Genomic DNA, 12,795 nt, shown 5'->3' with positions numbered 1-12,795 from the left:
CTACTTGGTTATCACCAATACCCAAGGGCCACTGTCTGGTGCTTTGAAATGATTCTTTGTCACTATTCCCATTTGTTTCGGGAGACCCGTTTTTGGGTCTATCCATGTATACCCCATGTTTTTGGGCAAGCCATTGATTGTAAGCTCACCCCCATTCTTTAAAAAGGAAATATACAATGCACCTTCTTTGATCAATATAGGTTTACCTTCGGCCAAATCCCATCTTTTTTCAATATCCCCTATATCGAGGTTCTTGGTAATCTTCCCAATGAGGCCCACATAGGTTGACCCCTCTAAATGCAACGCCCCTTCCCATGATAATGGTTGGTCGGTCCAGGCATCCCATCCTTTTTCATCGGGTGTAACTTTCCATTGCCAAAGACTTGCGGCCCCGTAAACCACACCCATGGTGCCCCCATGCATTAATTGCATCCAAGCTTCTTCGCCCTGCCACCAACCAAGTCCATTTTGACCGTTGTTCATACCCTCGTAAGTAGGTTCCCCATTGGCAACTGCCTTGGTGGGTTTATTGTCGTACATGCGTTCTACCTTATGGTATAGATGTTCCCCATCGTGTCCGGTTTGTGCCCATTGAAAGTCTAACCATGCCTTATCTTGAAACGATTTGTTATAGTGAAAACAATGGGAACGATCCCCATTGGCCCAAGTAGCCAAATAATCATCACAAGGATTGTAATGGATTCCGACAGGTTGTTGGTAACAATCCCATAGATCTAGCATTTCCCCACTTTCCTGCACCCCCGGATCTTTACCGTTATGATCTCCGGCTATTAGCCATATTGCGGGCATACTCCCATATCTGGCTAAAAGATATTTGGTATAACGTACATATTCCTGGGGGTTGATGTTACTTCCCAATACCTGTAATCCTTTCCAGCCAAAGCCATGGAAAACGGGTTGATAGACCGGTACAATTTCATGATCGATGAGAATTTGCACCAATGAATCATAATACTGAAAGTAGTCAATGTTCATTTTACTTAGGTGCCCCTCCGATAAATCCGAAAAAGCCCTCTTAAAGCCCATGGCGACGTTGCGTTCGTTTGGCCCCTCTGCTTTGGTGTCTGGTTGAAGGGTCATCATCAATGCCGCATTGAATCCCTTTTGTTGTCGGTCTTTGGCATAAGTATCAACTTGTTCCTTGGTGGCCCGAAAGGGTATCGCCCAAGGGGTGTCGCCTACCATTAAAAAGGATTTGCCGGAATGGTGCATCAGATTTCGATGTCCTTTGGTCATTTTTAACGGTCCATGGCCAATCAATCTGTTATTACCTGAATAGGGGATTGATTTGAATGTACCCGTTTGTCCATTAAGTCCTGCATCGTTTGTATTGGAAGCAAAGGATGTCCAGGTCCAGGTTTGATCCGCATCAATTGGGGCAAAACGAATTTTCCAGGTGTTCTCGCCGTCCCAGAATGCCGGTCTTACCAAGGAATCCCCTTTTTGGTTGGTAAAGGTACCCCAGACGTCAACATCGGTATAAGGATTAGGATACTCCCTTGAGGTGGTCAAGGTAATTTCATAGGTCGTCCATTGGGGAATTTCATCAAGACTTTCCTGACAAGAGGGAAAAAACCCCAGCAGCATCGAGACAATTGATATAAGAATACGTTTCATGGTACATTCTGATGGTAGGGGAAAGATACAAAATTTCAGAAGTTGGCTAATGCCACTTATACTTTTACAATCTATCCTGCAAAAGGCTCTGCCAACCATACGGTAACAGTAATATCGTCAAGGGCGATTTCATAATTCTTACCTGCAACCAGGTTGAAGAAATGGATGGAGGATTCTCTTTTTATTTTATTGGCCAACATGGCGGTGTCTATTTCACCGCTATCCTGTTTCCATATAAAAATTGAATTTTCCTCCACCTGTATAATACGGTGTTTGGCCGTAAACTGAGCGATATAAAGTGTCATTACAAAAGAAATTTTGGTACAAATGTAGCGCGGAATTTCGAAAACATCGGTAAGAAAAAAATGCAAATTTAGAAATATCGATGAATAGCCAAATTCGCGTAAGACCAATAGAACACAGGAAAAGCGAAGTTTTATCGTCATAGTCGATGATACGGTCTACTTTGTTAAGGCGAAGAAAATTGATAAGGGACTAAAAAATAATCCTATGGAAGGGGTCGGTACCTAATCGTTCAACTTTAGAACCGCCATAAATCGTTGTTGGGGTCTTTTGACTTTCTCGATTTGGAGTGACGTATATTTATGACGAATCTTGTTATTATGATTAGACACTTACTACTGTAAAGTCGTTTTTCACAACATTATTTCATTAAAGAAGCACTATTCGGCAATATGCCAAATGGGTTTGCGTTAAGTTCTCATAATCAAACATTAACCAATATTTTTATTATGAAAAAAACCATTTTATTTATGGCCTTGGCGGCTACAGTAGCTTTTACAAGTTGCAACAAAGATGACGATGACAAAAAATGCGACTCTTGCACAGCACAGGGACAAAAAATTGAAATATGTGATAACGGTGACGGTACCTATTCAATGACTGGTAGCTCAGAAATAATTAACGAAGAGGATCTAGCTGGATTAACTCCAAAGCAAATTGTAGACTTGGCATGTGCAGCGGCCAATATGACACCTTAACCAGTAATTTATAAAATTCTAGAGTACCAAAGCCCCAAGTTCAACGACTTGGGGTTTTTTTAATCGTTCAATTTCAACACCGCCATAAACGCTTGTTGGGGTATTTCAACATTGCCGACTTGGCGCATTCGTTTCTTTCCTTTTTTCTGCTTTTCCAGAAGCTTACGCTTTCGTGAGATATCACCTCCATAACACTTTGCCGTAACATCCTTTCGCAGGGCTTTGATTGTCTCCCTGGATATGATTTTTGCCCCTATAGCGGCCTGTATGGGGATATCAAATTGTTGACGTGGTATTAATTCCTTGAGTTTTGAGCACATTTTTTTGCCAATGTTAGCGGCATTGTCGGCATGTATTAAGGCCGAAAGGGCATCGACAGGCTGGCCATTCAAAAGAATATCGACCCTGACCAATTTTGAAGCTCGCAATCCAATTGGTGTATAATCAAAAGAGGCATACCCTTTGGAAACGGTTTTTAAGCGATCATAGAAATCAAAGACAATTTCCGCCAAGGGCATATCGAAATTCAGCTCCACTCTTTCTGTCGTTAAGTAGGTTTGATGGGTGATAAGTCCCCGTTTTTCAATACACAATGACATGACATTGCCCACAAAATCGGCTTTTGTGATAATGGTCGCTTTTATATAGGGTTCTTCAACCCGATCAATTGTTGAAGGATCAGGAAGATCGGATGGGTTGTTTACAATTAAAGGGGTATCGGGATTTTTCCGGGTAAATGCATGGTAACTTACGTTGGGTACCGTAGTAATAACGGTCATGTCAAATTCGCGCTCCAGACGTTCCTGAATGATTTCCATATGCAACATGCCCAAAAAGCCACAGCGAAAACCAAAGCCAAGGGCCGCACTACTTTCCGGCGTATAGACCAAAGAAGCATCATTTAGTTGAAGCTTTTCCATTGAAGAACGTAATTCCTCAAATTCCTCTGTGTCCACAGGATAAATTCCGGCAAAAACCATTGGTTTAACATCCTCAAACCCAGCAATGGGATTTTTTGTAGGATTGGCAGAATCGGTAATCGTATCACCAACCTTAACCTCCCTTGCGTCTTTGATACCCGTAATCAAATATCCAACATCTCCCGCTTTTATAACTGGTTTAGGGTGTTGGGTTAATTTCAAGGTTCCTACCTCATCCGCAAAATAACTTTTATCAGTGGCAACAAATTTTATTTTCTGGCCCTTTTTTATTTCACCGTTGATTACTCGAAAATAAGTCTCAACACCTCGGAAAGGATTATAAACTGAATCAAAAACCAACGCTTGCAAAGATTCATCCAAGTTCCCCTTTGGTGGAGGGATGCGTTCTATTATGGCTTCCAGAATTTCACCTATCCCAATTCCTGTCTTTGCACTTGCAGGAATAACATCTTCTGGTTTACAACCTAAAAGGTCAACAATATCATCGGTTACTTCCTCCGGACTAGCACTGGGCAAATCAACTTTGTTCAAAACCGGAATGATCTCTAGGTCATTTTCAAGAGCCAGATAAAGATTACTTATGGTTTGGGCCTGAATACTTTGGGCCGCATCAACGACCAAAAGCGCTCCTTCACAGGCAGCGATGGAACGGGAGACTTCGTAGGAAAAATCAACATGTCCCGGGGTATCGATGAGGTTCAAGGTATATTGTTCACCTTTATAGGTATAGTCCATTTGAATCGCATGGCTCTTAATGGTAATACCACGCTCCCGTTCAAGATCCATATTATCGAGCAATTGTTCCTTTTTTTCGCGTTCTGTGACAGAACCGGTAAAATCAAGTAACCGGTCGGCCAAGGTGCTTTTTCCATGGTCAATATGGGCGATAATGCAAAAATTTCGTATGTTCTTCAACTACTCTTAGGATTTAATATAAGTTATAAAGGGCCTTAATTCCATAAAAGACATGGTCTTTTGGAAATGCAAATATAATGTAAAATAAACCGTGGCCGATTTGGGTTTTTTATTTTATGAAAAGGCAGGTTTTTTAACGGATAATCGTTGAGACGCACATATTTTTGTAGGATTATACGGTTTTTAATTGTTAAATTTACGCGCCAATCGAAAGTTTACGTGAATTATCGAATACCCATCTTACTTTGTTTAAGCCTTATTTCCAGTTCTTATCACCTGCGTGCCCAAGAATTTTCAATACAAGGGAAGGTTCTCAGTAAGGAAAAGGAAGCTATTTGGTTGGCTAATGTGTTATTATTAAGTCCCTTGGATACGCTTTTGATCAATGGTTCCTCCTCTGACGAAAAGGGGGTGTTCAAGATCACCAATGTACCCCCGGGCAAATATCTTCTTAAGGCCAGTTACCTTGAAAATGAATCTGACTATTTGAATATCGATGTGACTTCAGATTCCGATATTGGGGAAATTTCAATCTCCAACTACGCCCAAGCATTGGATGAGGTCATCGTGTCAACCCAAAAACCAAGGATCGAACGCAAGGTTGATCGCTTGGTATTCAATTTGGACAATACGGCCCTCTCTGACGGTGATATTTGGGAAGCCCTGAAACGAGCACCAGGGGTGGTGGTCATCAACAACCAACTTTCAGTAAATGGCAACAAGGATATTGGCATCATGATCAACGGAAGGAAAGTGAACCTACCCCGGGCCGATGTGATCAACCTTCTTTCGGGTACTTCGGCCAGCAATGTCGAATCGATCGAGGTGATTACCAATCCACCCTCAAAATATAGCGCGGAAGACGGTATGCTGATAAACATCAATATGAAGAAGAACCTCATTGCGGGATATAATGGGGCTATATTCAATCGGTATACCCAAGGTGTTTATCCCAAACATACGCTCGGTATGGATCATTACTTTAAGGGTAATAAGGCCGGGCTATCCGTGAATTACAGTTTCAATAAGGAGAAATGGCTTACCCAATACACTGATATCACCAACTTTATCGAAGAAGGTGCAATCAGGTCGACATGGGAAGCGGAAGAGGATTATATTCGAAGACGGGAACGGCATAATTTCAATGCGTTTTTCGATTACAATTTCAACGATAGAAACTCCTTGTCGTTTTCTACCCTAAATCAATGGAATCCCAAGGTATCCAGACTATACAATACCGTAACCCAGATCAGTGATGCCAGCGGTGCGGATGCATCTAGTTTTATCACATTGAACGATTCTGATGAAAACCAGATCAACACTTCTTTTTATATCGATTTTGTACACCAATTCAAAAACAAGGGGGCTGAATTATCTTTCAACACCCATTATACCTATTATGATTATGAACGTGGTCAGGATTTGAACACTGACTTCTTTAATGTAGATGGCACCCTTACCGATCAAAACGATTTTTTGACCAATAACATGCAGAAAATTAACCTATTTAGTTTTCAGGCTGATTTTGTAACACCTTTGGGAGCCGACTCTAAATTTGAAACAGGTGTCAGATTCGCCAGCATTCACTCTAAAAGTATTATCGAACAATCGGGATTTGATCGTGACCAGGCAGGTATTGACCCTACGGCATCCGCGGAGTTCGATTATGATGAGAGCATTTTTGCGGGGTATGGCAGTTTTGACACAAAATGGGACAAATGGGATTTTAAAGCCGGTCTTAGGGGGGAGTACACCCTTACGACAGGATCTTTGGATGTGACCAATACGGTTAAGAAAAATGATTATTTCAAGGCTTTCCCCTCCCTTTCTTTAAAGTATACCCCCAACAGAAATCATGATTTCCATTATTATTATTATCGAAGGATTACACGGCCACGGTACAATAGTTTAAATCCTTTCCAGGTTTTTCAAAGCTATAATTCGATCGTGGAGGGCAACCCGGATCTCTTGCCTTCTTCAAGGCATTATATGGCCGGGGGATATACTTTAAAACGCGCATATACATTCGAGTTGTTCTATAAGAATAGGACAAACAACTATCAACTCCTTGTTTTTCAGGATAACGATAATGAGATTTTACGATTTATCAGTTCAAATGTTGATAAGGACATAGCCTATGGTTTTAATTTTAGTATCAGTAAGAATATCACCAACTTTTGGCATTTTTATTTTTTGGCCTCTACCTCCCACATCGAGAGTCGATTCACCGATTTGGATTCAGGACAATTGGTCAAAAATGATTTGTGGAACACCTATATTCGTTCCAATAGTGGGTTTTCGTTCTTAGCCGATAAAAGCCTTAAGGCCGATATCAGCATTCTTTATTCCTCCCCGGTGATTTTGGGGAATTCAAGACAGGAAGACTATTTTAAGTTTGGGATTTCCTTACGTAAAACCGTATTCAAGAACAATGGAAGCATCTCTTTGGGTATTGATGATATCTTCAATGAGGCCAGTTTGTTCAACACCAGAAAATACTTAAACCAAAATAGCACATCGTACTATAGGCCCGAGAGCAGATTGTTGGTGCTGGGTTTTAGATATAAATTCGGGAACACGAAAATACGCACCAATGAAAAGTCGAAAAATGTAGATGAGCGTGGCCGCATATAGTTAGGGTCAGAATTCCCCCATTAACCCAACACAAATCCCTAGGCCAACTAACAGATACACTCCGGCAGCAATAAAAAGTAGCTTGGCTGCTTTTTGTTTCCCTAAAGAACGGAGAAAATATGCGACTAGCAGCAATAAACCCAATGGAGCGAAACCCACTAACCCCAGCAGGAACATATTATTTTCACCAAAGATGGCTATATCGGACATACGAATAATAAATAATTCAAATTGTGCGGCCTAGGCCATTTTGGCCTCTAGTACGATTTAGTCTTGCCATTCTGCAATGAACAGATTGGTATCCCTACCCCCTCCATTGTTCCGGTTGCTCGAAAAGGCCAAGTACTTACCGTCATTGGAGAAAACGGGAAAGGCATCGAAGGTTTGACCATGGGTTACCCGCTCCAGATTTTTTCCATCGATATCGATCAAGTAGAGGTTAAAGGGAAATCCTTTCTCTGCCTCAAAATTGCTTGAAAAAAGTATTTTTTCCCCAGAAGGATGAAAAAATGGACTCCAATTGGCATTCCCCAAGAACGTCAATTGTTTTAGATCACTACCGTCTGCATTGCAGATAAAAAGTTCCATTTCAGTGGGTTGCACCAGTCCTTGCGCCAAAAGATCCTTGTATTCCTTTATGGCTTCCGGGGTTTTGGGTCGGGAAGCCCTAAAAATCAATTTAGTGCCATCAGGTGAGAAGAAGGCCCCTCCATCATACCCTAATTCGTCGGTAATCTGTTTCACATCGCTACCGTCCAAGTTCATGGTATAGAGTTCCAAATCGCCACTTCGTGTAGAAGTGAATACGATCTTATCCCCCTTGGGCGATACGGTAGCTTCCGCATCATAGCCCGGTTCATCGGTCAATTGGGCCGTGATATTCCCGCCCAGATCGGCCACAAAAATATCGAAGGAATCGTAGACGGGCCACACATATTTCCCATTTTTCCGCAAGGGTACCTCGGGGCATGCCGCATCGGCCAGGTGGGTAGACCCATACACAAAATGCTCATTATCTGGTAGAAAATACGCACAGGTGGTACGTCCCTTACCTGTGCTGACCATCGGAGGTTTTTTGTCCTTAAAGCTTTCGGAAACATCCATTAAGAACATCTGGTCGCATTGCAATCCCCAAGCTGCATTGTTCGATTGGAATATCATTTGCTTGTCATCAAAACTCCAATACGCCTCCGCATTGTCGCCACCAAAAGTAATTTGGCGAATGGATTTGAAATGTTTTTCCCCATCATAGATCAAGGTATCAGACCCGGCCATTAGCGAGGTAGGATTTTCCTTCTTTTCCAGCGCTTTCTTGGGTTCATTTTTACAATTCATGAATAGGATAACTAAGGCAAAACACAGAAAAGTTCTCATAGGTTGTTTATTTTTGATAAAAACAAGGTACAAAAATGATGAAAAAGTTAGTATTACCATTGGTATTGTTGTTAATCGTTTCCTGTAAACAAGAAAAAACAACCACGTATACGCTTCAGGATGATGTCTTTTTTTTGGCTAGTGACAGTCTAAAGGGGCGGGCTACCGGATCAGAGGAAGAACTGATGGCCGCCGAGTATCTTAAGGGAAGAATGAAGGCTCTTCATCTAAATCCCGCAGGGGATTCGGGAACCTTCTATCAAACGTTTTCCTTTTCACCCAAGAAAGACCCGCACCAGGAGGTTACATTTGGTAATGGGGACAGTACTATTACAGGTACCAACGTCATCGGATTTTTTGACAATAAGGCAGCGCACACGGTGATTATCGGTGCCCATTATGACCATTTAGGGATGGGGGGTGAAGGTTCTTTGTATCGGGAGGGTATGGCCATACACAATGGTGCGGATGACAACGCCAGTGGGGTAGCCGTACTCCTGCAAGTAGCCGATAGCCTACTAAAAAAAGGTCCTAAAAGCAACAATTACCTGTTTATGGCTTTCTCTGGGGAAGAGATCGGTTTGTTGGGCAGTAATTATTTTGCTAAAAACCCGACCATCGACTTGGGTGACGTGAGCTATATGATCAATATGGATATGGTGGGCAGGCTCAGGGAAGACAAGACGCTATCAATAAGCGGTACTGGAACCGCCCCCATTTGGAACCAAGTGCTGAATGCCACGAATCCAGGATTTAAATTGGTACTGAAGGAATCTGGCGTAGGACCATCAGATCATACATCATTTTATCTGCAGGACATCCCGGTATTACATTTTTTTACAGGACAGCATGAGGATTACCACAAGCCTTCGGATGATGCCGATAAATTGAACTATGAAGGGATGCAGCAAATCGTGGGCTATATCATGGCTGTGATTTCCGAACTTGATGACGACCCGAAATTGGCCTTCAAAAAGACCAAGAACGAGAGTGAGGAGGTGCCTCGTTTTAAAGTGGCCTTGGGCGTTGTTCCCGACTATCTTTTTGATGGTAAGGGTATGCGTATTGACGGTGTCAGTGAGGAGAAGCCGGCCCAAAAAGCTGGACTTATGAAAGGCGATATCGTTGTACAATTGGGAGATAGCACTGTCGTGGATATGATGAGCTATATGCGGGCCTTGTCGGCCTTTGAAAAAGGTAATACGACCAAAGTGCTCGTAGATCGAAACGGAAAGAAAATCGAGGCGGAGATCACTTTTTAGATTTGCTTATTTTTGCACCACATTTTTAAAACTGGAAGATGCCAAAAATCGGAGACATTGTGTTGCCCGAATTCCCTTTGTTGCTTGCCCCTATGGAGGATGTGAGTGACCCTCCTTTTCGTGCCTTGTGCAAGGAGTATGGGGCCGATGTGGTCTATACTGAATTTATTTCCTCCGAAGGATTGATCCGAGATGCGGCCAAAAGTGTCATGAAGCTCGATATCTATGAGAAAGAACGTCCCGTAGGGATCCAAATTTTCGGCGCCAACCTCGATTCCATGTTGCAATCTGTTGAGATTGTGGAAAAATCCAATCCGGATATCATTGACATCAATTTTGGATGCCCGGTAAAGAAAGTGGTCAGCAAAGGGGCTGGGGCAGGTATTTTGAAAGATATCGACCTGATGGTCTCCCTGACCAAGGCCATGGTCGAGCGCACCCATTTGCCCATCACCGTAAAAACACGATTGGGGTGGGACCAAGATTCCATTCAGATTGTTGAGGTGGCTGAGCGTTTGCAGGATGTGGGCTGTAAGGCCATTTCCATACATGGTAGAACTCGGGTGCAAATGTACAAGGGCGAGGCGGATTGGACCCCCATCGCTGCCGTGAAAAACAATCAGCGGATGCATATTCCTGTTTTCGGCAACGGGGATGTCGATACCCCGGAAGCTGCCCTAAGAATGCGTGATGATTTCGGACTTGACGGCGCCATGATCGGTAGGGCCAGTATCGGCTACCCTTGGTTTTTTAGGGAAGTGAAGCATTTCTTTGCCACCGGGAATCATTTAGCGCCGCCGACTTTGCAGGAAAGGGTGGAGGCCGCCCGAAGACATTTACAGATGGCCATCGATTGGAAAGGAGAAAAATTGGGGGTTTTTGAAACCCGTCGCCATTACACCAACTATTTTAAAGGCATCCCTAATTTTAAGGAATACCGCATGAAAATGGTCACCAGCGATGCCGCGGCCGATGTATTCGATACTTTTGAGGAGGTATCACAAAAGTTCGTAGACCATGTTTTTGAAGCCCGTTAGGCCGAAATCAACTTTTTCGTGATCCGACTGCTGGCAATCTTCGATGCAATGATGCCAAGGACTATGATCGTAGCTAGAACGATCAAAATATTCATCCACTGGTATTCGACCGGATAGGCCAGCGTAGGGGTGATCTTCAACCAACCGAAGGCCAGCTGTGACCAGATTAATAGGGAGGCCAATAGCACCCCGATAAAACCACCTGCTCCCGTAACGATGACCCCCTGCACAAAATAGATCCTACGTAGATCTTTGATGGTGGAACCAAGGCTATAGAGGGTTTTGGAGTTTTGTTGCTTATCCAAGATCATCATGATGATCGCCCCTACCACATTAAAAAGGGCAATGACCAACACCAAGGTAAAAATTAGATAGGTAGCCAGGTTTTCAGTATTCAACATCCGGTATAACGAGCTGTTCTGTTCCTCCCGATTCTTAAGGAGTATGGTGTTATCGAAAATCGCGGCAATCTTGGCCCGAATTTCGGGCGTATCGGTATCGGGTACCAATTTAAAGTCGATACCCGAGACTTTCGTCCCGTCTTTTTCCAAGAGGGCCTGTACCACGGCCAGATCGGTAAACACGTATTTGTTATCCAATCCTTCTTCCACCGAATATACGCCACTGATGATCAAAGGCAATTCATTATAAGGCTTGGTGGATTGTGAGATAGAGCCTTTCCCTGGTTTTGGCGCAAGAACGACCAAAGGGTTTCGTGTTTGGTTAACGGTTAACCCCAGTTTATTGGTCAACCCTATTCCGGCCACCCCTTGTTGGTCTGAAAAGAACCAATTTCCAAAAATAAGGGCACTATCGATTTCCGTGGTCGTTGTATAGGCTTGATCCACCCCTTTGATATAGGCAAAATGATTTTTGCCCTTATGGGTAAAGGAAACCTGTTCCTCCAATTCCTTAGAAAAAGAGGTAATACCATCGATTTGAGCTAATTTTTGTTCCTGCTCGGGGGTGATGCTAAAAAACTTCCCCGTAGTTGGGGTCGCCTTGAGATCAGGGTCGAAGATAGTGGTATAGGAGAGACTAAAGGTCTTTAATCCGGCAAAACCCGAAAGCACGATAAACAAGGATGCCGATCCGATGACGATTACGATGAACGTCACAAAGTTTATGATGTTCACCGCGTTTTGGCTGCTTTTGGAGCGTAGGTATCGTTGTGCTATGTAAAACGGAAAATTCAAATCAAGTTCTAGGATTTTTTTCTTTTGGGAAGCAGATCTCTATTCTCAATGGGGTTTTCCTCCCCTTTTAAGGACTTTTCAATATTCTCGATATAGTCGAGGGAATCATCCAAATAGAATAAAAGTTCGGGCACTCTTCGTAATTGGTGCTTGGTGCGTTGGGCCAATTCGTGCTTGATCAAGGGTTGGTTCGATCGAATCCCTTCCATAAGTTCCTTGGCCTTCTTGTTGGGAAAGATACTGAGATAGACTTTGGCGATGGACAGGTCGGTGGTCACGTTGACCTTAGACACTGAAATGAGGATCCCGGTCATTCCCCCTTGGATAGCCGCACGTTGTAAGATATCAACGATATCTTTTTGAATGACGCCCCCGATCTTTTTCTGTCGTTGTGTTTCCATAGGGCAAAAATACGCAGAATTACGGGTAATATTGATTTCAGGTTTTTTTTCACCTAAAATGGAAGCGCAATATTTTGTGTAGTTCGGGTTATTACTTAAATTTGCCCTCGTTTTGGCACAAATGTCGCTATAAACCAGATAGCGTAAAATATTAGAATATAGGTTTTACCTGCCCACTTGGCGATACCGTTCTTCGGTATATCAGGTCTGATGACTCTGGCGAGTATCAGACTCCGTCAGAGATGCTGATAAGCAAAAGCTTCATCAGCATTAGAGCACAGAGTATAAGACTTGTATCGACATATTTAGAATTGGTCCTATAGCTCAGCTGGTTAGAGCACCTGACTCATAATCAGGGGGTCCCTGGTTCGAGCCCAGGTGGGACCACTTTAATAA

At 43.0% G+C, this 12,795-nt stretch carries 10 protein-coding genes and 1 tRNA gene; 5 read left to right on the top strand and 6 right to left on the bottom strand.

Annotation, left to right across the window (positions count from 1 at the left end):
* Together WBM98_RS18465 and WBM98_RS18460 are read right to left on the bottom strand one after the other, a co-directional pair.
* A complete protein-coding gene (locus WBM98_RS18465; protein ID WP_424367487.1) occupies nt 1–1,638 on the bottom strand; it encodes a DUF4038 domain-containing protein in 1,638 nt (545 codons plus the stop codon).
* A gap of 71 nt (nt 1,639–1,709) precedes the next feature.
* On the bottom strand, nt 1,710–1,943 hold the full coding sequence (locus WBM98_RS18460) for a GTP-binding protein LepA (RefSeq protein ID WP_424367486.1): 234 nt from the start codon (nt 1,941–1,943) through the stop codon (nt 1,710–1,712).
* 447 nt (nt 1,944–2,390) lie between these two features.
* Between WBM98_RS18460 and WBM98_RS18455 the strand changes: the two genes are divergently transcribed.
* The gene (locus WBM98_RS18455; protein ID WP_424367485.1) at nt 2,391–2,639 is read left to right on the top strand and encodes a hypothetical protein; all 249 of its coding nucleotides are present in this window, start codon (nt 2,391–2,393) and stop codon (nt 2,637–2,639) included.
* Nucleotides 2,640–2,698: 59 nt separating this feature from the next.
* Here the strand turns inward: WBM98_RS18455 and lepA are convergent, their stop codons facing one another.
* The gene (gene lepA / locus WBM98_RS18450) at nt 2,699–4,495 is read right to left on the bottom strand and encodes a translation elongation factor 4 (protein WP_424367484.1); all 1,797 of its coding nucleotides are present in this window, start codon (nt 4,493–4,495) and stop codon (nt 2,699–2,701) included.
* A gap of 219 nt (nt 4,496–4,714) precedes the next feature.
* On the opposite strand from lepA, the gene WBM98_RS18445 reads away from it, so the two are divergent.
* Nucleotides 4,715–7,129, top strand: coding sequence for a TonB-dependent receptor domain-containing protein (locus WBM98_RS18445; RefSeq protein WP_424367483.1), 2,415 nt, complete (start codon nt 4,715–4,717; stop codon nt 7,127–7,129).
* Between the two features lie 267 nt (nt 7,130–7,396).
* On the opposite strand, the gene WBM98_RS18440 is transcribed toward WBM98_RS18445, so the two are convergent.
* Nucleotides 7,397–8,503: a TolB family protein gene (locus WBM98_RS18440; RefSeq protein WP_424367482.1), complete on the bottom strand. Its 1,107-nt coding sequence runs from the start codon at nt 8,501–8,503 to the stop codon at nt 7,397–7,399.
* Nucleotides 8,504–8,541: 38 nt separating this feature from the next.
* Here WBM98_RS18440 and WBM98_RS18435 point away from each other — a divergent pair, with 38 nt between their 5' ends.
* Both WBM98_RS18435 and dusB read left to right on the top strand, forming a co-directional pair.
* Nucleotides 8,542–9,765: a M20/M25/M40 family metallo-hydrolase gene (locus WBM98_RS18435; protein WP_424367502.1), complete on the top strand. Its 1,224-nt coding sequence runs from the start codon at nt 8,542–8,544 to the stop codon at nt 9,763–9,765.
* Nucleotides 9,766–9,803: 38 nt separating this feature from the next.
* Nucleotides 9,804–10,802, top strand: coding sequence for a tRNA dihydrouridine synthase DusB (dusB, locus tag WBM98_RS18430; protein ID WP_424367481.1), 999 nt, complete (start codon nt 9,804–9,806; stop codon nt 10,800–10,802).
* Here the strand turns inward: dusB and WBM98_RS18425 are convergent.
* A complete protein-coding gene (locus WBM98_RS18425) occupies nt 10,799–11,998 on the bottom strand; it encodes an ABC transporter permease (protein ID WP_424367480.1) in 1,200 nt (399 codons plus the stop codon). The genes dusB and WBM98_RS18425 overlap by 4 nt on opposite strands.
* 8 nt (nt 11,999–12,006) lie before the next feature.
* Nucleotides 12,007–12,399, bottom strand: a complete 393-nt coding sequence (gene rbfA, locus WBM98_RS18420) for a 30S ribosome-binding factor RbfA (RefSeq protein WP_424367479.1) — start codon at nt 12,397–12,399, stop codon at nt 12,007–12,009.
* Between the two features lie 313 nt (nt 12,400–12,712).
* Between rbfA and WBM98_RS18415 the strand changes: the two genes are divergently transcribed.
* Nucleotides 12,713–12,786, top strand: a tRNA-Ile gene (locus WBM98_RS18415).
* Nucleotides 12,787–12,795: the final 9 nt, after the last annotated feature.

This window comes from Maribacter sp., assembly GCF_049667165.1.
GTDB lineage: Bacteria > Bacteroidota > Bacteroidia > Flavobacteriales > Flavobacteriaceae > Maribacter_A.
Note: the sequence above shows the minus strand (reverse complement) of the source record. Positions and strands in the feature narration are given on the sequence as shown.